This is a genomic window from Pseudomonas sp. MTM4, assembly GCF_019355055.1.
GTDB lineage: Bacteria > Pseudomonadota > Gammaproteobacteria > Pseudomonadales > Pseudomonadaceae > Stutzerimonas.
This window is the reverse complement of record NZ_CP048411.1, coordinates 4,598,560-4,624,637: the sequence shown is the minus strand read 5'-3', so window position 1 is coordinate 4,624,637 and position 26,078 is coordinate 4,598,560. Positions and strand designations below refer to the sequence as shown.

The following is a 26,078-nucleotide window of genomic DNA, read 5'->3' as shown; positions in this document are numbered from 1 at the left end:
CTAGGCTATGGAGAGATGGGATCACTTGCCGGAAAAGTTTCTTCTAGCGCCTCGTCCAGCTTATCTTCATCGGCCTCGTCTGGACGGCGTTCGATGTGGTCTTCTTGATCTGATCCCGGCTGGGTAGGTTGATTCGAGTCTTTGCCGTTCATGGTGAGCTCCTCTGAGTTTGAATCAGAACGTTAGGCCACCCAGCAATGCAGTCGTTCGGCGGGATCGAATACCTATTCGCAGGCAAAAAAAAGGGGCGGGGTTTAATCCCCGCCCGCCTCCTTCCCTGCTTCCTTTATTCCCAGCTCGTCTTCCTGACGCACCGCATCCAGCGATTAATCCTGACCAACATCCTTGCCGGCCTGCACTTGTCCTTAAGCACAGGTGCGATATTAAAGTTTTGGACGACAACTACAACTCCCAAAAATTCGTAATGGCTTTTTGATAGGAATATGAGATTTCACTTTTCCCCTTTAAAATCAATCAGTTAAAAAATATCTTTTAGTAAAGAGAGTATAGCCAGCAAAGCTCTTCACTCTTTTCTTACACGCCGTGTAAGTAAATGCGTACATAGCAAAGAGCTTTCGAGGAAGTACGACGAAACCAGGACTAACCCTGTTGGTTAGCCCGACATGTAGAAAAAATAGAAAGCCTGGGAACGCCCCTTACGTTGCCGGTAAGGGGCGCCGTTCCTTAGTGGAACAGGGACTCGCTCGATAAACCGTTACGCTCGAAGATCTCGCGTAACCGCTTAAGCGCTTCGACCTGAATCTGCCTTACCCGCTCGCGGGTCAGCCCGATTTCCTGGCCGACCTCTTCCAGCGTGCAGCTTTCATGGCCACGCAAACCGAAGCGCCGGATGACCACCTCGCGCTGCTTCTCGGTCAGGTCAGACAGCCATTGGTCGATGCTTTCCGACAAGTCGTCGTCAAGCAGCAGATCGCAGGGATCGCTGGGCCGGTCATCGGTCAGGGTATCTAGCAATGTTTTGTCGGTGTCCGGTCCGAGAGACACGTCCACGGAGGTCACTCGCTCATTCAGCCCCAGCATCCGCTTGACCTCCGCAACCGGCTTCTCGAGCAGGTTGGCGATTTCCTCCGGGCTGGGTTCGTGGTCGAGCTTCTGGGTAAGCTCGCGCGCGGCACGCAAGTAAACGTTCAGCTCCTTGACCACGTGGATCGGCAGCCGAATGGTGCGGGTCTGGTTCATGATCGCCCGCTCGATGGTCTGCCGGATCCACCAGGTGGCGTAGGTAGAAAATCGGAAGCCACGCTCGGGGTCGAACTTCTCGACAGCCCGTATCAGCCCCAGGTTGCCCTCTTCGACCAGGTCCAGCAAAGACAGCCCACGGTTGACGTAGCGCCGGGCGATTTTCACCACCAGCCGCAGATTGCTTTCGATCATGCGCTTACGCCCTGCCGGGTCACCCTTCTGAGCCAGACGCGCGAAATGCACCTCTTGCTCGGGAGTCAGCAGGGGAGAAAATCCGATTTCGTTGAGATACAGCTGTGTGGCGTCGAGCGCACGGGTGTAGTCGATGAACTTGTGTTGCTTGAGGGTCGCGGTCTTGGATCGGGTGCCCGTTGAACCGGCGCGGGAGATATCGCTGATTGGATCGGCGTCCGCGGACGGTTCCATGAGTAGAACGGCATCGTCTACGTCAAACTCCGGCACTTCTTTTTTGAGAGCCATTATTGTTTTCCTGTTCTGAGTTCGACAACAGGCTCGGGCGGCACGCACTCCCTGGTAACGCTCAAGCCCCTCCTAGTGCCGGAACAGGTAGTAGCAAATCAGCGCTTTGGCAGGTATTGCAACGGATCTACCGGTTTGCCTTGACGGCGAATCTCAAAATGCAGCTTCACCCGGTCGGTTCCAGTCGATCCCATCTCGGCAATGGTCTGCCCAGCTTTGACTTGTTGACCCTCCTGAACCAGCAGCCTGCGGTTGTGGCCGTAGGCACTTACATAGGTATCGCTGTGCTTGATGATCACAAGTTCGCCGTAACCCCGTAAACCACTGCCGGCGTACACAACAGCCCCATCAGAAGCAGCTAAAACAGGCTGTCCTAATTCCCCAGCGATATCAATGCCTTTATTCAAACTGCCGTTTGAGGAAAAACGACCGATTACAGCGCCGTTCGTAGGCCAAGCCCAACCGCTTGCAGAGCGCGCTACAGGCTTGACCGGCGTAGTCGCAGCGGGAGGCTTGGCCGCCGGTACGCTGGGCCTCGTCAGCGGTGGCGGAATGGGCACAGGCGTAGTCACCACGGATGGCGATGTGCTTGCTGGCGGGACGGGAACAGGAGTCGGACGAGCGGCTACCGTCCGGGATTGAGTATGCCGAGTGAAGCGAATCGTCTGTCCCGGATGGATGACGTGCGGCGGGGGAATATTGTTGACTTGAGCCAGCTCGCGCCAATCCCAACCGAAGCGAAAGGCGATCGACCAAAGGGAGTCACCCCGCTGGACAATATAGTGACCGCTAGTGACACGGTCGCGGCTATTGCGATCGACGACATGCACGCCTCCCGACGGAGGACTGGCGCAGCCAGCAAGTAATGCACCCGCGAGCAGCGCGACAAGCGCACAACGGAAAGGCGGAATGCTCATCCACCGCATGCTGGCTGTGGCCTTCACGGCGCGCTCCTTTTGATCAACAAGGCCGTTCAGACCGTTTGCACCGATGGCTGGCGCCGCCCGGCAAACCATTCGAGTCCAAGGACGAGAACGACACCAGCTACTGCCAGTACTATTGCCAGCGCAAGTTGCGGGTCCTGTCCGGTCAGCTCGCCATAGGCGCCCGGTAGCAGGTTCTGCTCCAGCATCGGGATACGTGCGCCATGCGAGTCAATGCGCCAAGTCAGCGCCTCCTTCCATGGCCAAACCTTGTTCAGCGAACCCAGCATCAGGCCCGTCAGGAAGGCCAGCGTGAGGTCGCGCCAACGGACGAGCATCCAGCTCAACACACGGGCGAAACTGAGAATGCCCACCAGACAACCTGCCGCAAAAATCGCCATGACAGCTAGATCTAGATCCTTCACCGCGCCGAGTACGACCGGATACAGTCCCAGCAGCACAAGAATGAAGCTACCGGAGATACCCGGCAGGATCATCGCGCAGACCGCAATGGCACCGGCGAAAAACAAACTCAAACTACTGCTGCTCCACTGCATCGGAGCGGCCACGGTTATCACGTAGGCAAAGACGACACCGAGTATCAGACCGACGATGCGTGACAGATCCCAGCGCTGGATGTCTTTGCCGACAAGATGCACCGAAACCAGGATCAGGCCGAAGAAGAACGACCACACCGGGATTGGGTGTGCTTCCAATAGATAGGTGATCAGTTTCGCGAGGCTGAACACGCTGGTAAGAATGCCGCCGAATAGAACCAGAAGGAAATTCGCATTTGCCGTCGCCCATGCTTCCCGAATGCGGCCACGAAACAACAGCATCGCAGCGCCGGGTATAGCGCCAATCGATCGCAGCAATTCGTCATAGATGCCGGTAATAAAAGCGATGGTACCGCCAGAAACTCCCGGCACCACATCCGCCGCGCCCATCGCGATGCCCTTGGCGTACAACAACAACGTGTTTTTCATGCTTCCTTCCGCTGAGATCAAACTACAGGTCCATTGAGCAGCGGCACGAAGCGTACGGTATCCAGCAGATGGCGGGAAAAACCGTCTTCCTCTCGAATGATCAGCATCAGTTGCTGGACTTCGCCGACCCCGACCGGAATCACCAGCCGCCCGCCGGGAGCCAGTTGATCGAGCAAGGCTTGTGGCACGTCGGCTGCCGCCGCGGTAACGATGATGCCGTTATAAGGCGCCAATGCAGGCCAACCTTCCCAACCATCACCCCAGCGAAAGACCACATTACGCAATTTGAGTTCGACCAGACGCTCTTTTGCACGATCCTGCAGCGCCTGGATGCGCTCGACCGAGAACACCCGCTCGACCAGTTGTGCCAGCACAGCGGTCTGATAACCGGAGCCGGTACCGATTTCCAAGACCTTATCCAGCGGGCCGTCCGCAAGCAGCAGCTCGCTCATGCGCGCGACCATGAACGGCTGCGAGATGGTCTGGTTATGACCGATTGGCAGCGCGGTGTCTTCGTAAGCGCGATGCGACAGCGCCTCGTCGACGAACAGATGACGCGGCGTGCGTCGAATGACCTCGAGCACGCGAGGATCGGACAGGCCCTCCTCATACAACCGCTGAATCAGGCGATCGCGGGTGCGCTGCGAAGTCATGCCGGTGCCGTGGCGCAGCAGATCATCTTGTCCACGGTGATTCACAGTACGTCCTCCAGCCAGTTATCGAGCCCCTTGAACGCTTCATGGAACGTCCGATCGAGCTGCAAAGGAGTAATCGACACGTAGCCCTGCATCACTGCATGAAAATCGGTCCCTGGCCCACCATCTTCGACGTCGCCGGCAACCGAGATCCAGTAGCCGTCCTTGCCGCGCGGGTTGGCCTGCTTAACCGGCGGTTTGGCCCGGCTACGGTGACCAAGGCGGGTCAACTGAATGCCGCGGATATGATCCAGGGGCAGATTGGGCACGTTGATGCTGAGCACAGTCCGTGGCGGCAGGTCGAGCTGATCGTGTTTCTCGACCAGCTTGCGAGCGATGTAGGCAGCCGTGGGCAGATTGTCCGGAGCGCGCGAGATCAGCGAAAACGCAAATGCCGGTTTGCCAGTGAAGCGGCCTTCGATTGCTGCAGCGACGGTGCCTGAGTACAGGACGTCGTCCCCCAGATTGGCGCCCAGATTAATACCGGAAACCACCATATCGGGTGCTTCGTCTAGCAGCCCGTTCATGCCCAGGTGAACGCAATCGGTAGGTGTGCCGTTCACACCGATGAAACCGTTCGGCATGGTCGTAGGATGAAGCGGGCGATCCAACGTCAGCGCGCTGCTGGCGCCGCTCATGTCTTGGATGGGGGCGACTACGCGGCACTCGGCATAGTCGGCCAGCGCGTCATAAAGCGCGGCGAGCCCGGGTGCATACACCCCGTCGTCGTTGGCGATCAGAATACGCATCAGATGTCCGTCTGCCCTGCCAGGCTGACCAGCTCGCGCACCACAGCTGTGGCAAAGCAGCCGGTCGGCAGGACGAATTCAAGTTGCAGAATGTCAGGCTCGGGATAATGCCACGACAAGCCGCCAATGGGGAGGCGAAGAATGCGCCGTTCATGCTTCATTCCAGCTTCTGCGAGCCACTTGGCGATTGCCGGTTCTGCCCCCGCGACATTCGATTCCAGCGCAGGTATTCCGCCGCCTGCGGGCGACTCACCAACGCCCCACAAGGGGCCGGTAGGGTGCAGGTCGAGAATGCTCAGACGCGGGTCGCTGCATTCGGCCTCGCCTGCTGGGAAGAAGCTGCGGCTGTCGGTAAAGGCCAGTAGATCGCCCACCTGCGCCTTATCCCAGGTCCCGCTTGCGACACGCTCGGCCAAGACCCGATTGAACAAATAGCTGCGCCCCGCCGAGAGCAGCCGCGAGCGCAGGTTGCGCTGCACGGGAAGCTCCTGTCGCTCGGCATATTCGCGTGCGCCAAGAACGTTGCCGCCTTCGAAGCCGAAGCGTTGCAGGCCGAAATAATTGGGCACGCCGTGCGTCATGATTCGCTCTAGGCGCGCGTCCAGTTCAGCGTGTTCGGCCTGCAGTTGGGTCAGGCGCAGGGTGAAGCCGTTTGCCGAGTGGGCGCCGCGCTGCAGTTTGCGCTGGTGACGACAGGTCTTGAGAATCTTCAGCGTTTCGTCTTCAGCTCTATCCAAATTGGGATCGGCCTTGCCCGGCAGATGCAAGCTGAACCACTGACGGGTCAGCGCTTGGCGATCCTTCAGACCGGCGTAGCTGATATTGCGCACCGGAACTCCGGCGGCGCGGGAGATGCGGCGCGCCGCTTCCTCGGTATTGAGGTTGCGCTTCTCGACCCAGAGCCAGAGGTGCTCGCCTTCACCGGACAACGGAATGTCCAGCACTTCATCGACTTGAAAGTCCTCGGCCACGGCCTTGAGCACCGCGCGGCCACATGGCCCGCCGTGCGCCTGCGACCCGAGCAACTGATCTTCGGTCATGCGCGGACCAGCAGAGCGACGGCGTGCACGGCGATACCCTCTTCCCGCCCGACGAAACCCAGCTTCTCGGTAGTGGTGGCCTTGACGTTGACCTGATCCAACTCGACCTGCAGGTCCTCGGCGATCAGGCCGCGCATGGCCTCGATATGCGGCGCCATCTTCGGTGCCTGGGCAATGATGGTGGCGTCGACATTACCGACCTCCCAGCCCTTGCTCTTTACCTGTTCCAGGACATGGCGCAGCAGTACACGGCTGTCGGCGCCCTTGAATTGCGGGTCGGTATCCGGGAAATGCTTGCCGATATCGCCCAGCGCGGCGGCACCGAGCAGCGCATCGCTGAGCGCATGCAGCAGCACGTCACCATCGGAATGCGCCAGCAGACCGAACCTGTGAGGAATCCGTACACCACCGAGGGTGATGAAGTCGCCCTCGCCGAAGCGGTGCACGTCATAGCCGTGGCCAATACGCATAGTCAGAACACCCTTGAAAGATCAGCGGCGGATTCTACAGGAGACGTCATGGCTTGGCTCATCGGCTCCGGCGCCGCATCAACGAGCACGATAGTCACCATCAACCGAAACGATCTCATATCGTGATTCGACGATATATAGTTCGCTCCATTGCGATATACCGAACCAGACGAACACATGCCCGACAATTTCGACGACATCATCAAGGCCCTCGCCCACCCGCTGCGCCGGGACATCCTGCAGTGGCTGAAGGAGCCGCAACGGTACTTTTCCGAGCAGCATCACTCCCTGGAGAACGGCGTCTGCGCCGGACAGATCGACCAGCGGGCCGGTCTTTCGCAATCGACGGTATCGGCCCACTTGGCCACCCTGCAGCGAGCCGGGTTGATTACCAGCCGCAAAGTCGGCCAGTGGCATTTCTTTCAACGCAATGAGCCGGTCATCCAGGACTTTCTGGCCCGCATCGGCCAGGAACTCTGAATCCCTATATAAGGAGCAACACCACCATGCCCACACTTTTCGATCCGATCCGCATTGGCGAGCTGGAACTGGCCAACCGCGTCATCATGGCGCCCCTGACCCGCTGCCGCGCCGAGCCCGGCCGCGTACCGGGCGAGCTGATGGTCGAATACTACGCCCAGCGCGCCGATGCTGGCCTGATCATCAGCGAAGCCACCTCGGTAACGCCCATGGGCGTCGGTTACCCGGACACGCCCGGCATCTGGTCCGCCGAGCAGGTGCAGGGCTGGAAGAAGATCACCGATGCCGTGCATGCCAAGGGTGGCAAGATCGTGCTGCAGCTCTGGCATGTCGGCCGCATCTCCGACCCGCTCTACCTCGACGGCCAGCTGCCGGTCGCCCCTAGCGCCATCAAGCCGGCCGGGCATGTGAGCCTGGTACGGCCGATGAAGGATTACGAGACCCCGCGCGCGCTGGAAACCGAAGAAATAGCAGGCATCGTCGAGGCCTACCGCAAAGGCGCCGAGAATGCCAAGGAGGCGGGCTTCGACGGCGTGGAAATCCACGGCGCCAATGGCTATCTGCTCGACCAGTTCCTGCAGGACAGCACCAACCAGCGTACCGACCAGTACGGCGGCTCGCTGGAAAACCGCGCACGCCTGATGTTGGAAGTCACCGATGCCGCGATCAGCGTTTGGGGTGCCGGCCGCGTCGGCATGCACTTGGCACCGCGCGCAGACTCCCACGATATGGGCGACTCCAACCGCGCCGAGACCTTTGGCTACGTGGCTCGCGAGCTTGGCAAGCGCGGCATCGCATTCATCTGCACGCGTGAAAAAGCCGGCGAAGACAGCCTCGGCCCGCAGTTGAAGCAGATCTTCGGCGGCAACTACATCGCCAATGAGCGTTTCACTGGCGAACAGGCCAACGCCTGGCTGGGCGACGGGAAAGCCGACGCGGTGGCCTTCGGCATTCCTTATATCGCCAACCCGGACCTGGTCAAGCGCCTGCGCCAGGATGCGCCGCTCAACGAGCCCAAGCCTGAGCTGTTCTACGCCCAGGGCGCAGAGGGCTACACCGATTATCCATCGCTCTAGCTCCCAGCGGTGGAAAGGCCCGGCCGGTTATTCCGGTCGGGCCTTTTTTCGTGTTGATCGTTCCCACTCCCGCGGGGGAACGCCCTCCTGTCAGGATCTCAACGCCTCGGCATGATGTCGCAGATGATCATCAATGAAGCTGGCGATGAAGTAGTAGCTGTGGTCGTAGCCCGGCTGTATCCGTAGCGTCAGCGGATGTCCTGCCGCTTTGGCCGCAGCCTCCAGCGCCTCGGGCTTGAGCTGGCTTTCCATGAAGTCGTCGCGGTCGCCCTGATCCACCAGCAGCGGTAGCTTCTCGCCGGCTTCGGCCAACAGCGCGCAGGCATCCCATTCGCACCAGCGCGAGCGGCCCTCGCCCAAATAGCGGGAAAACGCCTTCTCGCCCCAGGGGCAACTGGCGGGATTGGTGATGGGCGCGAAGGCCGAAACCGATTGATAACGTCCCGGATTCTTCAGCGCACAGACCAGCGCACCGTGGCCGCCCATGGAGTGCCCACTGATGCCGCGCCTGTCGGACACCGGAAAATTCGCCTCAATCAGCGCCGGCAGCTCGCCGACCACGTAGTCGTACATGCGGTAGTGCTGCGCCCAGGGCTGCTGGGTGGCGTTCAGATAGAAGCCTGCGCCCAGGCCGAAATCCCAGGCACCGTCCGGGTCGTCCGGCACGTCCGGCCCACGCGGGCTGGTATCGGGTGCGACGATGATCAGCCCCAGCTCGGCAGCCAATTGCTGCGCACCGGCCTTCTGCATGAAGTTCTCGTCGGTGCAGGTCAGGCCCGACAGCCAGTACAGCACCGGCAGCTTCTCGCCCTGTTCCGCCTGCGGCGGCAGGTACACGGCGAACACCATGTCGCAGTTCAGGCTGCTGGAGCGGTGACGGTAGCGTTTGTGCCAGCCGCCGAAGCTTTTCTGGCAGGAAATGTTTTCAAGGGTCATGGCTATGCCTCGCGTAGGGTGGAAAACCGCGAAGCGTTTTCCACCAGTCGAGGTGAATAAACCGTCTGACGACGGCGTTATCCACCCCTACGATCAGAAATGAATGACGGTGCGGATGCTCTTGCCTTCATGCATTAGGTCGAACGCCTGGTTGATCTCATCCAGCCCCATGTTGTGGGTGATGAAGGTATCCAGCGGGATTTCGCCGCTCTGGGACTTTTCGACGTAGCTGGGCAGTTCGGTGCGGCCCTTGACGCCACCGAAGGCGCTGCCGCGCCAGACGCGACCAGTGACCAGCTGGAACGGACGGGTGCTGATCTCCTGCCCCGCACCGGCGACGCCGATGATGATCGACTCGCCCCAGCCCTTGTGCGCGCATTCCAGCGCGGCGCGCATCAGCTGCACGTTGCCGACGCACTCGAAACTGTAGTCCACACCGCCGTCAGTCATCTCGACGATGACTTCCTGAATCGGCCTGTCGTGATCCTTCGGATTGACGAAGTCGGTCGCGCCCAGCTCTTCGGCGATGGGGAACTTGGAGGGGTTGATGTCGATGGCGATGATACGGCTGGCGCCAGCCATCTTCGCGCCGATGATTGCCGCCAGGCCGATGCCACCGAGACCGAAGATGGCCACCGTCGCGCCCGCCTCCACCTTGGCGGTGTTAAGCACCGCACCGATGCCGGTAGTGACGCCGCAGCCCAGCAGGCAGACCTTGTCCAGCGGCGCTTCCTTGGGAATCTTCGCGACCGAGACTTCAGGCAGCACCGTGTACTCGGAAAAGGTCGAGGTGCCCATGTAGTGGTAGATCGGCTGGCCCTGGTAGCTGAAACGGGTGGTGCCGTCCGGCATCAGGCCCTTGCCCTGGGTGGCGCGTACCGAGCTGCAGAGGTTGGTCTTGCCGGAGGTGCAGAACTTGCACTGGCGGCACTCGGCGGTATACAGCGGGATCACGTGGTCACCCACCGCCACCGAAGTCACGCCCTCGCCCACGGCCTCGACGATGCCACCACCTTCGTGGCCGAGAATGCAGGGAAACACACCTTCGGAATCCTCACCGGACAGGGTGTAAGCGTCGGTATGGCAAACGCCGGTGGCAACGATGCGCACCAGTACCTCGCCAGCCTTGGGCGGCTCGACATCTACTTCGACGATCTGCAGAGGCTGGTTGGGGGCGAAGGCGACGGCGGCGCGAGATTTGATGGTCATGAAGGACTCCTCTTGGTGAATGAAGCAAAGTGTAGTTTCATCCTTACGCTGGGTTAATGAGCTAAACGCGAAAACATTGTTGCCGCACAGGGATAATCAAGTTCTTCAAACAGGAGCCCGACATGAACCGCTGGGAAGGTCTCGACGAGTTCGCCGCCGTAGCCGAATGTGGCAGCTTCATGCGCGCCGCCGAGCAGTTGCGAGTGTCTTCTTCGCATGTCAGCCGCCAAGTGGCGCGCCTGGAAGAGCGCTTGCAGGCCCGCCTGCTCTACCGCACCACGCGTCGCGTCTCGCTGACCGAAGCCGGCCACACCTTCCTGGCGCGCTGCCAGCGCTTGATCGAAGAACGCGACGAAGCCTTCCATGCCATCAGCGATCTGCACACGGCGCCCACCGGTCTGTTGCGCATGACCGCAGCCGTGGCATACGGCGAGCGCTTCATCGTGCCGCTGGTGAACGACTTCATGGCGCAGCATCCACAGTTGCGGGTGGAGATAGAACTGTCCAACCGCACTTTGGACATGGTGCAGGAAGGCTTCGATCTGGCCATCCGCCTGGGCCGCCTCGGCGAGTCGCGGCTGGTGGCGACCCGCATCGCGCCACGCGCCATGTACCTGTGCGCCGCACCGGCCTACCTCGAACGCTACGGACGCCCGCACACGCTTTCCGAGCTGGCGCGACACAACTGCCTGGTGGGCACGGGCGATACCTGGATGCTGCAGGTCGACGGCCGCGAACAGCCGTTCAAGCCCAGCGGCAACTGGCGCTGCAACAGCGGTCAGGCGGTGCTGGACGCCGCTCTGCGCGGCTTCGGCCTGTGCCAGTTGCCGGACTATTACGTGCAGGAGCCGCTGCGCCGAGGTGAGCTGGTGTCGCTGCTGGAAGCCAATCAGCCACCCAATACCGCCGTCTGGGCCGTCTACCCGCAGCGCCGCTATCCGCTACCGAAGGTGCGCCTGCTGATCCAGGCATTGAAGGAAGGCCTGGCCAATCGCCCGGAATACCGCAGCGGACGCAACTGAGGTGCTACGGCGCCGCGCGTCTGACTGCCTATTTCGGGAGGAACCCGCTTCCGTAGGCCACGTCGATATTGTGTAGCCGGTGCCCTTTGCGTTTTGCCTGGAGCTACCCGGCGATTCAATCAGGAGGACATCATGCAGATTCTGGTGAACAGCAATCACAGCGTCAGCGTAACCAGCAACCTCGAGGAACACGTGAAGGCAACCGTGGAGAGCGAACTGGAGCGTTTCGATGATCAGCTGACCCGAGTCGAAGTTCATCTCAACGATGAGAACAGCGGTAAAAGCGGCCCTCAGGACAAGCGTTGCCAGATGGAAGCCCGAGTGAAAGGCCATGAGCCGATTTCGGCCACCCACAAGGCGGACTCCATGACGCTCGCAATCGACGGAGCCGCGGAAAAGCTCAACCATGCCCTGGCGCATGCCCTGGACAAACTCAACCATCACTGACCCGTCTTGCCGAACCAGGCCATCAATGCCCGAGGGACCGAACCACCCGATTACGAAAGAGGCCATGCATGAACAGATTGCTCGATCGTGAAACCATGTCCCAGCTGCTGGCGAAGCGCGAGGCACCCTGCCTGTCGCTGTACCAGCCCACCCACCGTAGCTTTCCCGAGCGCCAGCAAGACCCGATCCGCTTCAAGCATCTAGTGCGACAGCTGGAAGACTCCCTCAAACAGCAAGGCCGAGGCGATCAGGCCAAATCGCTGCTCGAGCCGTTTTATGCGCTGATCGATGATGTCGATTTCTGGAATTCCAACCGCGACGGACTGGCTGTGTTCGGCGCCAAGGACTATTTCGAGGTGTTCCGCCTCCAGCGCAACGTACCGGAGCTGGCGGTCGCCAACGATCGTATGCACCTTAAGCCGCTGCTGCGCATCGCCCAATCCGCCGATCGCTACCAGATCCTCGCGATAACACTGGATTCGGTGCGCCTGTTCGAAGGCAACCGTGACGGTGTCGATGAAGTTCCGCTTGCCGAGGGTGTACCAAAAACCGTGGAAGAGGCGCTTGGGCGCGAACTAACCGAGAAGGGTCAGACCGGATTCGCTCAAGGCTATGGCCGCGCCAGCGAACGCGGCGATGCGATGCAGGTCGAGAGCGGCGGAGCCGGTCGGCAGGACGAGATCGATCGGGATCGCGAGCGCTTCTTCCGTGAGGTGGATCGCGCCATCCTCGAACACCATAGCCGCAAGACCCGCCTACCGTTGATTCTTGCCGCACTCCCCGAGCATCAGTCCCATTTCCGCAAGCACAGTCACAACGATCTACTGCTACCTGAGGGCATCGAGAGCGATGTTTCGCTGCTCAGCCAGAAAGAGCTGCGGGAAAAAAGCTGGATGGTCATGCAGCCGCGTTACATCAAACGCCTCGAAGGCTTTATCAACCAGTACGGCGAATCGCATGGTCAGGGCCTGGCCACCGATCAGCTCGAACAGATCGGCCAGGCGACCCTGGAAGGACGGGTGGCGACGTTGCTGGTCGAAGCTGATCGGCAGATACCAGGGATGGCGGACAAGCAGGAAGGCAAAGCGATGGCGGTCGACGATGAGTCCGCCACCACGCCCGATCTGCTCGACGAGTTGACGATCTGGACGCTGGAGCAAGGCGGCGAAGTGATCTCGGTACCCACCGAGCGTATGCCAACCGCGAGCGGCGCGGCGGCGATATACCGCTACTAGTAAGCCATCTGCCACGAAGTTGCGAAAGAATCGCGTTTCAGGATGCACAGCGCTGCGCAATCACGATTGCCAGCGCTGTTGCAGCCATTGCAGATCTTCCGGACGCGTAATCTTCAAATTATCCGAGCGCCCTTCTACCAGTCGCGGACTGAATCCCGCCCATTCCAGCGCGGACGCTTCATCAGTAACGGCTGCGCCAGCTTCGAGCACATTGGCAAGCGCATCGCGTAACGCCCCGAGGCGAAACATTTGCGGTGTGAAAGCCTGCCATATCACGCTGCGATCGATGGTTTCCACGACCCGTCCGTCGGTACCCGCTCGTTTCAATGTGTCCCGGGCCGGTACGGCGAGTAGCCCACCGACTGGATCGTCGCCCAGTTCGACCAGCAGTTTGTCGAGATCCTGACGCGAGAGATTGGGCCGAGCGGCATCATGCACCAGCACCCAATCGCCGTATCGTGCGCCCTGCTCGGACAGACGGTGCAACCCAGCCAGTACCGAGTCGGCGCGCTCGGCGCCGCCGTCAGCGCGTTGAATGCGAGGGTCCTTGGCGCAGTCCAGATTCGCCCAGTACGGATCATCGGCCGCCAGGCTGACGACCAACCCAAGCAAACCGGGATGGTCGAGAAAACAGCTGAGTGTATGTTCGATGACGCTCTTGCCGGCCAAGGGCAGGTATTGCTTAGGCCGATCGGCGCGCATGCGGCTGCCGACACCGGCGGCCGGTATCACGGTCCAGAACTCCGGGAACATGGCCGTCTTTACTCCGTGAGCTGGAATAGCGTCTCGCCTTCCTTGACCATCCCAAGCTCCTGTCGAGCACGCTCTTCGACAGTTTCCATACCTTGCTTGAGCTCCATCACCTCAGCCTCGAGGATGCGATTGCGCTCGAGCAGGCGCTGGTTCTCGCCCTGCTGTTCAGCGATCTGCTTGTTCAGTCCACTGACCTGAGCGAGGCTCCCCTCGCCCACCCACAGACGGTACTGAAGACCGCCCAACAACAGGATCAAAACGACGAACAACCAGTAGGGGCTACGCATGGACGGCATGGAACGGCTTCGGTTGGTTTCAGATGACGAGATATAGGCAGCGGTCAGCGACATGGCCTGGCTTTCCTTTGCTGGCGGGCGCATCGCCTCATTTCGGCGACGACCTTATCAGTGCTAAACGTTATCCACAAAAAAGGGCGACTAACGCCGCCCCTTTCTAGCATGCGAAGTATTAGCCGCGAAACTCGGCACGCCCCTTATAGGCCGCTTTTCCGCCGAGCTGCTCTTCGATACGCAGCAGCTGGTTGTACTTGGACACGCGGTCCGAGCGGCACAGCGAGCCAGTCTTGATCTGACCTGCGGCAGTACCAACAGCCAGGTCAGCGATGGTGTGGTCTTCGGTTTCGCCGGAACGGTGCGAGATCACCGCGGTGTAGCCGGCGGCCTTGGCCATCTGGATGGCTTCGAGAGTCTCGGTCAGCGAGCCGATCTGGTTGAACTTGATCAGGATCGAGTTACCGATGCCTTTCTCGATACCTTCTTTGAGGATCTTGGTGTTGGTCACGAACAGATCATCGCCGACCAGCTGAACCTTGCTGCCGATCTTGTCGGTCAGGACCTTCCAGCCGTCCCAGTCGGACTCATCCATGCCGTCTTCGATGGAGATGATCGGATAGCGCTCGGACAGACCAGCCAGGTAGTCGGCGAAACCTGCGGCGTCGAATGCCTTGCCTTCGCCAGCCAGGTCGTACTTGCCGTCCTTGTAGAACTCACTCGATGCGCAGTCCAGCGCCAGGGTCACGTCGGTACCCAGCTTGTAGCCGGCTTTCTCGACGGCTTCAGCGATAGCTGCCAGGGCATCTTCGTTGGACGCCAGGTTCGGCGCGAAGCCACCTTCGTCACCTACGGAAGTGCTCAGGCCACGGGCTTTCAGCACGGCCTTGAGGTTATGGAAGATTTCAGTACCCATGCGCAGGGCATCGGCAAATGTCTTGGCGCCGACCGGCTGCACCATGAATTCCTGGATGTCGACGTTGTTGTCGGCATGCTCGCCGCCGTTGATGATGTTCATCATCGGCACCGGCATGGAGTACTGGCCCGGCGTGCCGTTGAGGTTGGCGATGTGCGCGTAGAGCGGCAGGTCCTGATCCTGGGCAGCAGCCTTGGCGGCAGCCAGGGACACGGCGAGGATGGCGTTGGCGCCCAGCTTGGCCTTGTTGTCGGTGCCGTCCAGCTCGATCATCGCGCGATCCAGGGCTTTCTGGTCGACAGGGTCCTTGCCCAGCAGCAGATCGCGAATCGGACCATTGATGTTGCCGATAGCCTTCAGCACGCCTTTGCCCATATAACGGCTGTTGTCGCCATCACGCAGTTCCAGCGCTTCGCGCGAACCAGTGGACGCACCGGACGGCGCACAGGCGCTACCGATGATGCCGTTATCGAGGATAACGTCCGCTTCCACGGTGGGATTGCCACGGGAGTCGAGAACTTCACGCCCTTTGATGTCGACGATCTTTGCCATTTTTATTAACACTCCGTAGATAGCTTCAAGGCTTCAAGCAGTTTCGATTGGCGAAAAATTCTTGATCAGATCATCCAACTGTTTGAGTTGGGTGAGGAAAGGTTCGAGCTTATCGAGGCGCAAGGCGCACGGGCCGTCGCACTTGGCATTGTCTGGATCGGGATGCGCTTCGAGGAACAATCCGGCAAGTCCCTGGCTGAGTCCAGCCTTGGCCAGATCGGTAACCTGGGCACGACGACCGCCGGCAGAATCGGAACGACCGCCAGGCATCTGCAACGCATGAGTGACATCGAAGATCACCGGATACTGCATCCGCTTCATGATGTCGAAGCCGAGCATGTCGACGACCAGATTGTTGTAGCCGAAGGACGAGCCACGCTCGCAGAGAATCAATTGATCGTTACCGGCTTCCTCGCATTTGGCGAGGATGTGCTTCATTTCCTGGGGTGCGAGAAACTGAGCCTTCTTGATGTTGATCACCGCACCGGTCTTGGCCATGGCGACGACCAGATCGGTCTGCCGCGACAGGAAAGCCGGCAGCTGGATGATGTCGCAGACCTCAGCCACCGGCTGCGCCTGATGCGGCTCATGCACGTCGGTGATTACCGGCACGCCGAACGTCTTTTTGACGTCCTCAAAGATACGCATGCCTTCTTCCAGGCCTGGACCACGGAAGGAGTTGATCGAGGAGCGATTGGCTTTGTCGAAACTTGCCTTGAAGATGTACGGAATACCGAGTTTCTCCGTCACCTTCACATAGGCTTCGCAAATCTGCAGCGCCAGGTCGCGGGACTCCAGCACGTTCATGCCGCCGAACAGCACGAACGGCTTGTCGTTGGCGATCTCGATGTTGCCGACGCGGATGGTCTTCTGACTCATGCCTTGCCCGCCTTGTAATCCAGCGCTGCCTGGACGAATCCGCTGAACAGCGGATGACCGTCACGGGGCGTGGAGGTGAATTCGGGGTGGAACTGGCAGGCCACGAACCAGGGATGGTCTGGCGCCTCGACAACCTCCACCAGCGCACCGTCGCCGGAGCGACCGGTGATCTTCAGGCCAGCCTCCTGCAACTGCGGCAGCAGGTTGTTGTTCACTTCGTAGCGATGGCGGTGACGCTCGACGATGCGCTCCGCGCCATAGCAGGCAAAAACGTTCGAGCCGGCTTCGAGACCGCACTCCTGGGCGCCCAGGCGCATGGTGCCGCCCAGGTCGGAAGCATCGGTGCGAGTTTCCACGGCGCCGGTGGCATCAGCCCACTCAGTGATCAAGCCCACCACCGGGTGGGTGCTGTCCTTGTCGAATTCCGTAGAGTTGGCGTCGGTCCAGCCGAGTACGTCCCGGGCGAATTCGATTACCGCAACCTGCATGCCGAGACAGATGCCCAGATAGGGAATCTTGTTCTCGCGAGCGTACTTGACGGTGGCGATCTTGCCTTCCACGCCGCGCAGACCGAAGCCGCCCGGCACCAGAATCGCGTCCATGCCTTCCAGCAGACCGGTGCCCTGATTTTCGATATCTTCGGAGTCGATGTAACGGAGATTCACTTTGGTACGGCTCTGGATGCCAGCGTGGCTCATTGCCTCGATCAGAGATTTGTAGGCGTCCAGAAGTTCCATGTACTTGCCGACCATGGCGATGGTGACTTCTTTTTCCGGGTTCAGCTTGGCATCGACCACTCGATCCCACTCGGAGAGGTCGGCGCCGCCGCATTCCAGCCCGAAGCGCTCGACGACGAAATCATCCAGCCCCTGCGCATGCAGCATGCCGGGAATCTTGTAGATGGTGTCGGCGTCCGGCAGGCTGATCACCGCGCGCTCTTCGACGTTGGTGAACAGGGCGATCTTGCGGCGCGAGGACAGATCGATCGGCACTTCCGAACGGCAGACCAGCACATCCGGCTGCAGGCCGATGGAGCGTAATTCTTTTACCGAATGCTGGGTCGGCTTGGTCTTGGTTTCGCCGGCAGTGGCGATGTAAGGCACCAACGTCAGATGCATCAGCATGGCGCGCTTGGCGCCGACTTCCACACGCAACTGGCGAATCGCCTCGAGGAAGGGTTGCGACTCGATGTCGCCCACGGTGCCGCCCACTTCCACCAAAGCCACGTCGGCATCGCCGGCGCCCTTGATGACGCGACGCTTGATTTCGTCGGTGATGTGCGGAATGACCTGAATGGTCGCGCCCAGATAATCACCACGGCGCTCACGGCGCAGCACGTCTTCGTAGACGCGGCCGGTGGTGAAGTTGTTGTTCTGGGTCATGCGGGTACGAATGAAGCGTTCGTAGTGACCTAGGTCGAGGTCGGTCTCGGCGCCGTCATGGGTGACGAACACTTCACCGTGCTGGAACGGGCTCATGGTGCCCGGATCGACGTTGATGTAAGGGTCCAGCTTGAGCATCGTGACCTTCAGGCCCCGCGCCTCCAGGATGGCCGCCAATGAAGCCGAGGCGATGCCTTTCCCCAATGAAGAAACAACACCACCCGTGACGAAGATGTAGCGCGTCATGAAAAACCCTAGAAGTCTGCGTTAAGCGGCTGGCGCCGCCGGGGGAAAGCGAAGGTGCCATTGCGCATCGAGCGGCAATAGCGCAACTGCCACGGATTCGAAGAAACCGTAGAAGCTGTATTGAGACGGGAGCGTAGTCTACTGGAAAGACCCCATCAGCTCAAACGCGCATCACACTGGTGGCGTCCAGACGAGTGACACCTGGGCGGTATCGAATTGCGGCAGATTGGCAACGGCAACCAGCTCGCCATCGAGATAGAGCAGCGGCAGGCGTGAGCGGACGAACCCCGGCACCTGGACTTCGTTGAGCAGGCGCTTCAGATCGCGTCTGCCACGTCCGGACAGTGCCATGCTCTCGCCGCCTTGCCGATAACGAATCTCGAACGCGCCCTGCATCGCTCCTCCGAGGCTCACCGCGCCATTACCGGGCAATGCCAGCGTGGTGACTCTTCGCTCCCACGGAAACGCACCTTCGACCGCTTCGAGCCAGGGCCCGGAAAGCCACCACAGCCGGTTTCCGGCACGATGAAGCTCGCCGCCCTCCAAACGCCAGCGGGGCGTAGCATCCACAGCGGCATCGCGCAGCGCCTCCCAGCCGGCCCAGTGGTCGGTATCCGGCAACAGCGTGAACTCAGCCAGCCAGTGGCGTAGCGCATTGCGCTGTCTAGCCGAACTCAGTGAGCGCAGTACCGATAAGTCCAGGCTCGGCAGGGGCAGCCATGACCAGTTTTCCGGCGTTCGAGCCGCCAGTAGATCCATCTCGGCGAGCTCATCGAGCAGCGACTGCGCTTCGGCCAGATGCCCAGCGGTTCGAGCCATACTGGACGGCGCGCGCGGCCAGCGCTGTTTCAGCACCGGCATCACCTGATAGCGAAGGTAGTTGCGTGAATGCACAAGGCTTGCGTTGGAGGGATCTTCGATCCACTCCAACTGTTGCGTGCGAGCGTAGGATTCCAAATCGGCCCGATCGATCGCGAGTAACGGTCGCACCAGCTTGCCCTGCCCTAGCTCGCGACTCACTCGCATCGCGCCAAGGCCGCGCACGCCGGCGCCACGCAGCACACGAAACAGCAGTGTTTCGGCTTGGTCATCCTGGTGCTGAGCCATGAGCAGCACCTCATCCTCGCCAAGTCTGTCGGCGAAAGCTTTGTAGCGAGCCACTCGGGCGGCGCGCTCGATACTCGCGCCTGCCGCTACCTGCACCGGCACGACTTCAAGCGGAACACCCAAGCCATCGCAGATCTTCGCGCAGTGTGCAGGCCAGCTATCGGCCACCGCCTGCAAGCCATGATGAACATGAATGGCACTGAGCGGCGGCAACCGGTGCTGCCGCCGCAGATAGACCAATGCAGTGAGCAGCACGGTCGAATCCAGCCCTCCAGAAAAGGCAACACGCCATGCCGGCGCATTGAGCCACGGTTTCAGAAAGCAAAGAAGATGAGATTCAAGTGCCATGCGCATACGCTCGGAAAGGCGAAACGCCAAGGATGGGCTGAAAACGCGCGAAGCAGCGCCGCCTGACCTGCAAAAAGAAACGGCGGGCCTATGCCCGCCGTTTTTGTCATGCCGTCACGCTCAAGCGATACCGTAGCTCATCAGACGGTCATAGCGACGGGCCAGCAGCGCGTCGGTATCGAGGCCCTTGAGCATTTCAAGCTGCGAAGTCAGCTCGTCACGCAACGATGCGGCCGTAACCGCAGGATTCCGATGCGCGCCACCCAATGGCTCAGGGATGACCTTGTCGACGATGCCCAGATCTTTCAAACGCTCGGCGGTAACGCCCATGGCCTCGGCTGCTTCCGGCGCCTTTTCGGCGGTACGCCAGAGAATCGAGGCACAGCCTTCCGGAGAGATGACCGCATAGGTGGAATACTGAAGCATGTTCAACTGATCGCAGACACCAATGGCCAACGCGCCACCGGAACCGCCTTCACCAATGACAGTCGCGATGATCGGCGTCTTCAAGCGGGACATCACGCGAAGGTTCCAAGCGATCGCCTCGCTCTGATTGCGCTCTTCTGCATCGATGCCCGGATAAGCACCCGGCGTATCGATGAAGGTGAGGATCGGCATCTTGAAACGCTCGGCCATTTCCATCAAACGGCAGGCCTTGCGGTAGCCTTCAGGACGCGGCATGCCGAAGTTGCGGCGCACTTTCTCGCGGACTTCGCGGCCCTTCTGATGCCCGATGATCATCACCGGCTCACCGTTCAGGCGAGCCGTACCGCCAACAATCGCGGCGTCATCGGAGAAATGCCGGTCGCCGTGCAGTTCCTCGAACTCGGTGAACAGATGTTTGACGTAATCGAGGGTATAGGGGCGCTGCGGGTGACGAGCCAGACGAGCGATCTGCCAGCTGGTGAGATTGCCGAAAATGCTCTCAGTGAGCGACTCGCTCTTGTCCTGCAGTCTGGCAATCTCATCGCCAATATTCAGCGAGTTGTCGTTACCAACCAGGCGCAATTCTTCGATCTTGGCTTGCAGGTCGGCGATCGGCTGTTCGAAATCGAGAAAATTCGGGTTCATAGTCATCCGTCATGCGTCGACGGCCAGGCGGCCGGGAAGCTGTTCCGTTTTTTGCGCCCTACCTTACGGGACGGACGCATTCAGGTCGAACAAAAAATGTTCGCAATTTGACCGATTCAGGATCGGATCATATCGGCGGTCATCCGGACCGGCAGCCAGCATTGGCACGCCGATCCGTTACGTTCCGCTATCGGTATTGCAAAAAGACGTTGTCGCGCCCGAACTGGTCACGCAATGCCTGAATCAAGTTGTCTGCTGGGTCGATCCGCCAGCTCTCGCCGAACTGCAACAACGCTCGCGCGTCGCTCCCGGTGTACTCCATTGTGATTGGGCAGGCGCCGCGGTGACGTCCGCAGACATCGGCCAGCCAGCGCACCCGGTCGCCTTTCAGCGCATCGCCAGCGACTTTGACACGCAAGCTCTCAGCGAGCCCGGTACGTGCCTCCTCAAGACTCATGACTCGCTTGGCACGCAGACGTAGACCGCCGGAAAAATCATCATTACTGACCTCGCCCTCGACTACTACCAGGGCGTCAGTCTGCAGCAGCGCGTGAGCGCTGTTGAAAGCTTCGGCGAACAGCGAGGCCTCGATCCGCCCCGAACGATCATCGAGGGTGATGAAGCCCATCTTGTCGCCCTTCTTGTTCTTCATTACCCGCAGGTTGACGATCAAGCCGGCAATAGTCTGCTCACCACGTGCAGGGCGCAGATCGACGATCCGCTGCCGGGCGAAGCGGCGAACTTCGCCCTCGTATTCATCGATCGGATGGCCGGTCAGATACAACCCCAGCGTGTCTTTCTCACCCTTCAGACGTTCCTTCAGTGATAGTTCGCGCGCATTGCGATGGTTGGCATAAACATCTGCCTCAGGCTCGGCAAACAGGCCGCCGAAGAGGTCCATGTGGCCACTCTCCGCGCTACGTGCCGTCTGCTCGGCCGCCTGAATAGCTTCTTCCATGGCCGACAACAGCACCGCACGGTTGCGGTCGATATTGGCTTGATATGCCTTGGGCTCATCGGAGAAGTACGGACCGAGGCGATCCAGCGCGCCGCCCCGGATCAGCGCTTCCAGGGTGCGCTTGTTGATTCGCTTGAGGTCGACGCGACTGCAGAAATCGAACAGATCCTTGAATGAACCGCCCTCGTTACGGCACTCGCAAATCGCTTCTACCGGACCCTCGCCGACACCCTTGATCGCTCCGAGACCGTAGATGATCCGTCCATCGTCGCTGACCGTGAACTTGAACTCGGAATTGTTCACGTCCGGCGCATCGATGCGCAGCTTCATGCTGCGACATTCTTCGATCAGCGTGACCACCTTGTCAGTGTTGTGCATATCCGCCGACAAAACCGCGGCCATGAACGGCGACGGGTGATGCGCCTTAAGCCAGGCGGTTTGGTACGAAACCAGACCGTAGGCAGCCGAATGCGACTTGTTGAAACCATAGCCCGCAAACTTTTCCACCAAGTCGAAGATGTTGCCGGCCAGATCGGCATCAATACTGTTATTGGCACACCCCTCGATGAAGCCGCCGCGCTGCTTGGCCATCTCCTCGGGTTTCTTCTTACCCATGGCACGGCGCAGCATGTCAGCCTGGCCGAGCGTGTAGCCGCCCATCACCTGGGCGATCTGCATCACCTGTTCCTGGTACAGGATGATGCCGTAGGTGGGCGCCAGCACCGGCTTGAGGCCTTCGTACTGGTAATCCGAGTGCGGGTAGGAAATCTCCGCACGACCGTGCTTACGGTTGATGAAGTCATCGACCATGCCCGATTGCAGCGGCCCCGGACGGAACAGCGCAACCAGAGCGATCAGATCTTCCAGGCAGTCCGGCTTGAGCTTCTTGATCAGCTCCTTCATGCCGCGTGATTCGAGCTGGAACACCGCGGTGGTCTCGGCCTTCTGCAGCAGCGAGAAGGTGGGTTTGTCGTCCAGCGGGATGAAGTCGATGTTCAGCGGTTCAAGGCCTTTCTTCGCCTGCTCGCGGTTGATCGTCTCCATGGCCCATTTGATGATGGTCAGGGTACGCAAGCCGAGGAAGTCGAACTTGACCAGGCCGGCTTGTTCGACGTCATCCTTGTCGAACTGGGTGACCAGACTGCCGCCCTCGTCATCGCAAGCAATAGGCGCGAAATCCGTGAGTTTGGTCGGCGCGATCACCACCCCGCCCGCGTGTTTACCCGTGCCGCGCGTGATGCCTTCGAGCTTGAGCGCCATGTCCCAGATCTCTCGGGCGTCCTCATCGACGGCAAGGAAATCGCGCAGCGGCTCTTCCATCTCGTAGGCTTTTTCCAGCGTCATGCCTACTTCGAAGGGAATCATCTTCGACAGCCGATCGGCCAGACCATAGGACTTGCCTTGTACCCGTGCCACGTCGCGCACTACCGCCTTCGCCGCCATGGTACCGAAGGTGATGATCTGGCTGACCGCGTTGCGGCCGTACTTTTCCGCCACGTAGTCGATGACGCGGTCGCGGCCATCCATGCAGAAGTCGACGTCGAAGTCGGGCATGGAAACCCGCTCGGGATTGAGGAAGCGTTCGAACAGCAGGTCGTAGGCCAGCGGATCGAGGTCGGTAATCTTCTGCACGTAGGCAACCAGCGAGCCCGCGCCCGATCCACGTCCGGGGCCCACCGGCACGCCGTTGTTCTTGGCCCACTGGATGAAGTCCATGACGATCAGGAAGTAACCTGGAAAGCCCATCTGGATGATGATGTCGAGCTCGAAATTCAGCCGGTCTATATAGACCTGCTTCTTCGCTTCGTAGTCCGGCGTATCCTTGGGCAGCAGCACTTCAAGGCGTTCTTCGAGCCCTTCGAACGAGACCTTGCGGAAATACTCGTCCATGGTCATCCCATCCGGCACGGGGAAGTCCGGCAGGAAGTAGGTGCCCAGCTGTACTTCGATGTTGCAGCGCCTGGCGATCTCGACCGTGTTTTCCAACGCCTCGGGCAGATCACTGAACAGTTCCCACATTTCCTCGGGCGTTTTCAGGTACTGCTGATCGGAGTAATTTCGCGGCCGCCGTGAGTCATCCAGGATGCGGCTCTCGCCGATACAGACACGGGTTTCGTGGGCTTCGAAATCTTCCTGTTTGAGAAAACGCACGTCGTTGGTAGCCACCAACGGAACGTCACAACGCTGAGCCAGAGCGACCGCCGCGTGCAGATGCTCCTCATCATTGACGCGACTGGTGCGCTGCACCTCGAGATAAAAGCGCTGGGGGAAAACCGCTTGCCACTCGGCCAGCAATGTCTCGGCTGCCGCCTCTTCACCGGCGAGCAGGGCATGGCCAATTTCCCCTTCCTTTGCGCCGGAGAGCGCGATCAATCCTTCGGCTGCGGCCTTTACCCAATCACGCTCGATGATGATCTGATCGTTGCGCTGCCCCTCGGTCCAGCCGCGAGATACCAACTCGGTGAGGTTCCGATAACCTTTGCCGTTCATCGCCAGCAACGTCAGCCGACTGAGTGGGCCGTCTTCGTCGCGACCGGCAAGCCAGATATCGGCACCACAGATCGGCTTGATCCCGGCTCCTTGAGCAGCTTTGTAGAACTTGACCAGCGAGCACATGTTGCTCTGGTCGGTGACGGCCACCGCCGGCATGCCCGCGCCAGCAACCGACTTGACCAGCGGTTTGACCCGCACCAGACCATCGACCAGAGAATATTCAGTGTGCAGGCGAAGATGGACGAAGGAGACGGGCATGAAAGAACCTTGGACTGGTGAAACGACAGGCCGCAAATTGTACCGGAAAGCCTGAACGATGAAGGCGACGGGTGATCACCAGTCGCGTAACGCGCCGGCTCAGACCGGTAAGGCAACCATGACGCTGGAAGACTCTGCGAGGGCGGCCTGCTCCAGCAGATTGCGTACCGGTGCAAACGAGCGCCGATGGATGACGGTCGGACCGAGCCGTTGCAGCGCTTCCAGATGATGCGGCGTCGGGTACCCCTTGTGAGCCGACAGGCCGTAGCCCGGATAGCATAGATCCAGCGCACACATCTCCCGGTCACGGCTGACTTTCGCCAGAATCGAAGCGGCTGCGATGGAAGGCACTTGGGCGTCGCCCTGAATCACCGGGGCACTGGGCACCGCCAGCTGGGGACAGCGATTGCCGTCGATGAGGGCCAACCGCGGCGTGACACTCAGCCCCTCGACCGCTCGCTGCATCGCCAGCATGGTAGCGTGCAGGATGTTCAGCTGGTCGATCTCGTGTACCTCGGCGCGGGCGATGCACCAAGCGAGCGCCTTCGCGCATATCTCGTCGAAAAGCGCTTCACGCCTTGCTTCGGTGAGTTTCTTCGAATCATTGAGCCCTTCGATCGGCCGCGCGGGATCGAGGATCACCGCAGCCGTCACGACAGGTCCGCACAGGGGGCCGCGGCCGACCTCGTCGACGCCAGCCACCAGCTCTTCGACGAGGTTGAAGTCGAGACCGATCTGCATCAGCTTGCCTCGGCCAGTTCGAGTACCGCACTGGCGGCCTGACTCGACGCATCGCAGCGCAGCGTCCGATGGATGGCGTCGAAGCCTTCGGTTTGTATATCGCCGTTATCCAGCAGGGGCGACAGCAGTTGCGCCATGGCATCCGGGGTCGCGGCGTCCTGCAGAAGCTCTGGCACCAGCAGGCGCTGGGCAAGAAGATTGGGTAATGACACGTACGGACTTTTCACCATGCGTTTGAGAATGCGAAAGGTCAACGGCGCAACGCTATAGGCCACGACCATCGGGCGCTTGAATAACAAGGCCTCGAGCGTCGCGGTACCAGAGGCAATCAGTACCGCATTGCACGCCGCCAGCGCCTCATGGGACCGCCCATCGAGCAGTGTCAGCGGCAGGTCACGCCTAGCCAGCATTTGTTCCAGCTGTGCACGACGCTCAGGACTGGCGCAGGGAACGACGAAGCGGATACCAGGGCGCATCGAACGCAGTCGGTCAGCGGCGTCGAGGAAAAGCTCACCAAGACGACCCACTTCGCCACCTCGGCTGCCCGGCATCAGCGCAACGATCATTCCTTCCTGCGGGAGGTTCAACGCAGCTCGTGCCACGGCGCGATCGGGTTCCAGCGGGATGGTATCGGCCAACGGATGACCGACGAAACGCACCGCAACCTGGTGCGCGTCGTAGAACTTCGCCTCGAACGGAAAAAGGGTAAGCATCAGGTCGCAGGCGTCTCGGATCTTCATCACGCGTTTCTGCCGCCACGCCCAGACCGAGGGGCTGACGTAGTGCACAGTCCTGATACCGTTGCGCCGCAGCTTGAGGGCCAGATCCAAGTTGAAATCCGGTGCGTCTATACCAATGAACACGTCGGGGCGGATTTCGAGCAGCGTTTTCAGCAAACGCTTGCGGCGTGCAAGAAGTTCGGGCAGCCGACCGAGCACCTCCACCAATCCCATCACCGCCAGACGTTCCAGCGGGAAATAGGATTTAAGCCCTTGCGCCTCCATGAGAGGACCGCCCACGCCAATGAATTCGACCTCAGGGTGCTGCGCTCTGAGCGCCTGCATCAGACCCGAACCAAGAATGTCGCCAGAGGCCTCACCGGCCACCAGCGCGACTGTCAGCGGCCTGGACAT

Annotated in this window: 24 protein-coding genes and 1 pseudogene; 5 read left to right on the top strand and 20 right to left on the bottom strand. The window is 60.4% G+C overall.

All coding sequences use genetic code 11. The annotated features are described in order from the left end of the window. Positions 1-5: 5 nt before the first annotated feature. The 8 genes from GYM54_RS21350 to ispF form a co-directional block, all read right to left on the bottom strand. Positions 6-152, bottom strand: a complete 147-nt coding sequence (locus GYM54_RS21350; RefSeq protein ID WP_165914192.1) for a hypothetical protein — start codon at positions 150-152, stop codon at positions 6-8. Positions 153-684: 532 nt separating this feature from the next. Continuing rightward, on the bottom strand, positions 685-1,683 hold the full coding sequence (gene rpoS / locus GYM54_RS21345; RefSeq protein ID WP_131648273.1) for an RNA polymerase sigma factor RpoS: 999 nt from the start codon (positions 1,681-1,683) through the stop codon (positions 685-687). 98 nt (positions 1,684-1,781) lie between these two features. Next, entirely contained in the window at positions 1,782-2,600 is an 819-nt protein-coding gene (locus tag GYM54_RS21340) for a peptidoglycan DD-metalloendopeptidase family protein (RefSeq protein ID WP_131648952.1), read from the bottom strand. 56 nt (positions 2,601-2,656) lie between these two features. Then, entirely contained in the window at positions 2,657-3,592 is a 936-nt protein-coding gene (locus GYM54_RS21335; protein ID WP_197444537.1) for a DUF368 domain-containing protein, read from the bottom strand. A gap of 17 nt (positions 3,593-3,609) precedes the next feature. After that, the gene (locus GYM54_RS21330; RefSeq protein ID WP_029404859.1) at positions 3,610-4,245 is read right to left on the bottom strand and encodes a protein-L-isoaspartate(D-aspartate) O-methyltransferase; all 636 of its coding nucleotides are present in this window, start codon (positions 4,243-4,245) and stop codon (positions 3,610-3,612) included. Positions 4,246-4,286: 41 nt separating this feature from the next. Next, positions 4,287-5,036: a 5'/3'-nucleotidase SurE gene (surE, locus tag GYM54_RS21325; protein WP_181102627.1), complete on the bottom strand. Its 750-nt coding sequence runs from the start codon at positions 5,034-5,036 to the stop codon at positions 4,287-4,289. Continuing rightward, a complete protein-coding gene (gene truD, locus GYM54_RS21320) occupies positions 5,036-6,076 on the bottom strand; it encodes a tRNA pseudouridine(13) synthase TruD (protein WP_197444536.1) in 1,041 nt (346 codons plus the stop codon). The genes surE and truD overlap by 1 nt, the downstream gene beginning before the upstream one ends. Further along, a complete protein-coding gene (ispF, locus tag GYM54_RS21315) occupies positions 6,073-6,546 on the bottom strand; it encodes a 2-C-methyl-D-erythritol 2,4-cyclodiphosphate synthase (protein WP_131648269.1) in 474 nt (157 codons plus the stop codon). The genes truD and ispF overlap by 4 nt, the downstream gene beginning before the upstream one ends. A 177-nt stretch (positions 6,547-6,723) precedes the next feature. Between ispF and GYM54_RS21310 the strand changes: the two genes are divergently transcribed. Together GYM54_RS21310 and GYM54_RS21305 are read left to right on the top strand one after the other, a co-directional pair. After that, positions 6,724-7,026, top strand: a complete 303-nt coding sequence (locus tag GYM54_RS21310) for a helix-turn-helix transcriptional regulator (RefSeq protein ID WP_131648268.1) — start codon at positions 6,724-6,726, stop codon at positions 7,024-7,026. Between the two features lie 26 nt (positions 7,027-7,052). Then, complete coding sequence (locus tag GYM54_RS21305) at positions 7,053-8,102, top strand: alkene reductase (protein WP_131648267.1); 1,050 nt, start codon at positions 7,053-7,055, stop codon at positions 8,100-8,102. A 90-nt stretch (positions 8,103-8,192) separates the two neighbouring features. Here GYM54_RS21305 and fghA read toward each other — a convergent pair whose 3' ends face one another. Then, positions 8,193-9,038, bottom strand: coding sequence for an S-formylglutathione hydrolase (gene fghA, locus GYM54_RS21300; protein WP_131648266.1), 846 nt, complete (start codon positions 9,036-9,038; stop codon positions 8,193-8,195). Between the two features lie 93 nt (positions 9,039-9,131). Continuing rightward, a complete protein-coding gene (locus GYM54_RS21295) occupies positions 9,132-10,247 on the bottom strand; it encodes an S-(hydroxymethyl)glutathione dehydrogenase/class III alcohol dehydrogenase (protein WP_131648265.1) in 1,116 nt (371 codons plus the stop codon). Between the two features lie 122 nt (positions 10,248-10,369). Here GYM54_RS21295 and GYM54_RS21290 point away from each other — a divergent pair, with 122 nt between their 5' ends. The 3 genes and pseudogenes from GYM54_RS21290 (at position 10,370) to GYM54_RS21280 (ending at position 12,951) form a co-directional block, all read left to right on the top strand. After that, positions 10,370-11,269, top strand: a complete 900-nt coding sequence (locus tag GYM54_RS21290; protein ID WP_131648264.1) for a LysR family transcriptional regulator — start codon at positions 10,370-10,372, stop codon at positions 11,267-11,269. 132 nt (positions 11,270-11,401) lie between these two features. Beyond that, a pseudogene (hpf, locus tag GYM54_RS21285) lies at positions 11,402-11,704 on the top strand (ribosome hibernation-promoting factor, HPF/YfiA family); the annotation flags it as partial. Positions 11,705-11,784: 80 nt separating this feature from the next. Continuing rightward, complete coding sequence (locus GYM54_RS21280) at positions 11,785-12,951, top strand: hypothetical protein (RefSeq protein WP_131648262.1); 1,167 nt, start codon at positions 11,785-11,787, stop codon at positions 12,949-12,951. A gap of 60 nt (positions 12,952-13,011) precedes the next feature. On the opposite strand, the gene ispD is transcribed toward GYM54_RS21280, so the two are convergent. From ispD to lpxB, 10 genes are all read right to left on the bottom strand, one after another. After that, positions 13,012-13,704, bottom strand: a complete 693-nt coding sequence (gene ispD / locus GYM54_RS21275) for a 2-C-methyl-D-erythritol 4-phosphate cytidylyltransferase (protein WP_181102639.1) — start codon at positions 13,702-13,704, stop codon at positions 13,012-13,014. Between the two features lie 8 nt (positions 13,705-13,712). Then, complete coding sequence (ftsB, locus tag GYM54_RS21270) at positions 13,713-13,991, bottom strand: cell division protein FtsB (RefSeq protein WP_131648951.1); 279 nt, start codon at positions 13,989-13,991, stop codon at positions 13,713-13,715. Positions 13,992-14,172: 181 nt separating this feature from the next. Further along, entirely contained in the window at positions 14,173-15,462 is a 1,290-nt protein-coding gene (gene eno / locus GYM54_RS21265; protein WP_197444535.1) for a phosphopyruvate hydratase, read from the bottom strand. Positions 15,463-15,495: 33 nt separating this feature from the next. Further along, on the bottom strand, positions 15,496-16,341 hold the full coding sequence (gene kdsA, locus GYM54_RS21260) for a 3-deoxy-8-phosphooctulonate synthase (RefSeq protein WP_197444534.1): 846 nt from the start codon (positions 16,339-16,341) through the stop codon (positions 15,496-15,498). Then, entirely contained in the window at positions 16,338-17,969 is a 1,632-nt protein-coding gene (locus GYM54_RS21255; protein WP_131648258.1) for a CTP synthase, read from the bottom strand. Before GYM54_RS21255 ends, kdsA begins: the two co-directional genes overlap by 4 nt. A gap of 171 nt (positions 17,970-18,140) precedes the next feature. Next, the gene (gene tilS / locus GYM54_RS21250; RefSeq protein ID WP_197444533.1) at positions 18,141-19,424 is read right to left on the bottom strand and encodes a tRNA lysidine(34) synthetase TilS; all 1,284 of its coding nucleotides are present in this window, start codon (positions 19,422-19,424) and stop codon (positions 18,141-18,143) included. Between the two features lie 120 nt (positions 19,425-19,544). After that, positions 19,545-20,495: an acetyl-CoA carboxylase carboxyltransferase subunit alpha gene (locus tag GYM54_RS21245; protein WP_131648950.1), complete on the bottom strand. Its 951-nt coding sequence runs from the start codon at positions 20,493-20,495 to the stop codon at positions 19,545-19,547. Between the two features lie 187 nt (positions 20,496-20,682). Then, a complete protein-coding gene (gene dnaE, locus GYM54_RS21240; protein ID WP_181102656.1) occupies positions 20,683-24,204 on the bottom strand; it encodes a DNA polymerase III subunit alpha in 3,522 nt (1,173 codons plus the stop codon). A gap of 99 nt (positions 24,205-24,303) precedes the next feature. Continuing rightward, positions 24,304-24,945 carry a ribonuclease HII gene (gene rnhB, locus GYM54_RS21235; RefSeq protein ID WP_181102658.1) on the bottom strand — a complete coding sequence of 214 codons (642 nt, stop codon included), beginning with the start codon at positions 24,943-24,945 and terminating at the stop codon, positions 24,304-24,306. Continuing rightward, the gene (gene lpxB, locus GYM54_RS21230) at positions 24,945-26,078 is read right to left on the bottom strand and encodes a lipid-A-disaccharide synthase (protein WP_181102660.1); all 1,134 of its coding nucleotides are present in this window, start codon (positions 26,076-26,078) and stop codon (positions 24,945-24,947) included. The genes rnhB and lpxB overlap by 1 nt, the downstream gene beginning before the upstream one ends.

Excerpts from the sequence above, each read along its gene's own strand:
- surE (WP_181102627.1), bottom strand. The coding sequence starts at position 5,036 with ATGCGTATTCTGATCGCCAACGACGACGGGGTGTATGCACCCGGGCTC.
- ftsB (WP_131648951.1), bottom strand. The coding sequence starts at position 13,991 with ATGCGTAGCCCCTACTGGTTGTTCGTCGTTTTGATCCTGTTGTTGGGC.
- ispF (WP_131648269.1), bottom strand. The coding sequence starts at position 6,546 with ATGCGTATTGGCCACGGCTATGACGTGCACCGCTTCGGCGAGGGCGAC.
- GYM54_RS21255 (WP_131648258.1), bottom strand. The coding sequence starts at position 17,969 with ATGACGCGCTACATCTTCGTCACGGGTGGTGTTGTTTCTTCATTGGGG.
- lpxB (WP_181102660.1), bottom strand. The coding sequence starts at position 26,078 with ATGTCCAGGCCGCTGACAGTCGCGCTGGTGGCCGGTGAGGCCTCTGGC.
- dnaE (WP_181102656.1), bottom strand. The coding sequence starts at position 24,204 with ATGCCCGTCTCCTTCGTCCATCTTCGCCTGCACACTGAATATTCTCTG.
- GYM54_RS21335 (WP_197444537.1), bottom strand. The coding sequence starts at position 3,592 with ATGAAAAACACGTTGTTGTTGTACGCCAAGGGCATCGCGATGGGCGCG.
- GYM54_RS21280 (WP_131648262.1), top strand. The coding sequence starts at position 11,785 with ATGAACAGATTGCTCGATCGTGAAACCATGTCCCAGCTGCTGGCGAAG.
- ispD (WP_181102639.1), bottom strand. The coding sequence starts at position 13,704 with ATGTTCCCGGAGTTCTGGACCGTGATACCGGCCGCCGGTGTCGGCAGC.
- GYM54_RS21350 (WP_165914192.1), bottom strand. The coding sequence starts at position 152 with ATGAACGGCAAAGACTCGAATCAACCTACCCAGCCGGGATCAGATCAA.
- rpoS (WP_131648273.1), bottom strand. The coding sequence starts at position 1,683 with ATGGCTCTCAAAAAAGAAGTGCCGGAGTTTGACGTAGACGATGCCGTT.
- GYM54_RS21305 (WP_131648267.1), top strand. The coding sequence starts at position 7,053 with ATGCCCACACTTTTCGATCCGATCCGCATTGGCGAGCTGGAACTGGCC.
- GYM54_RS21340 (WP_131648952.1), bottom strand. The coding sequence starts at position 2,600 with ATGAGCATTCCGCCTTTCCGTTGTGCGCTTGTCGCGCTGCTCGCGGGT.
- rnhB (WP_181102658.1), bottom strand. The coding sequence starts at position 24,945 with ATGCAGATCGGTCTCGACTTCAACCTCGTCGAAGAGCTGGTGGCTGGC.
- GYM54_RS21310 (WP_131648268.1), top strand. The coding sequence starts at position 6,724 with ATGCCCGACAATTTCGACGACATCATCAAGGCCCTCGCCCACCCGCTG.
- kdsA (WP_197444534.1), bottom strand. The coding sequence starts at position 16,341 with ATGAGTCAGAAGACCATCCGCGTCGGCAACATCGAGATCGCCAACGAC.
- eno (WP_197444535.1), bottom strand. The coding sequence starts at position 15,462 with ATGGCAAAGATCGTCGACATCAAAGGGCGTGAAGTTCTCGACTCCCGT.
- truD (WP_197444536.1), bottom strand. The coding sequence starts at position 6,076 with ATGACCGAAGATCAGTTGCTCGGGTCGCAGGCGCACGGCGGGCCATGT.
- GYM54_RS21330 (WP_029404859.1), bottom strand. The coding sequence starts at position 4,245 with ATGACTTCGCAGCGCACCCGCGATCGCCTGATTCAGCGGTTGTATGAG.
- GYM54_RS21290 (WP_131648264.1), top strand. The coding sequence starts at position 10,370 with ATGAACCGCTGGGAAGGTCTCGACGAGTTCGCCGCCGTAGCCGAATGT.
- tilS (WP_197444533.1), bottom strand. The coding sequence starts at position 19,424 with ATGGCACTTGAATCTCATCTTCTTTGCTTTCTGAAACCGTGGCTCAAT.
- GYM54_RS21295 (WP_131648265.1), bottom strand. The coding sequence starts at position 10,247 with ATGACCATCAAATCTCGCGCCGCCGTCGCCTTCGCCCCCAACCAGCCT.
- GYM54_RS21245 (WP_131648950.1), bottom strand. The coding sequence starts at position 20,495 with ATGAACCCGAATTTTCTCGATTTCGAACAGCCGATCGCCGACCTGCAA.
- fghA (WP_131648266.1), bottom strand. The coding sequence starts at position 9,038 with ATGACCCTTGAAAACATTTCCTGCCAGAAAAGCTTCGGCGGCTGGCAC.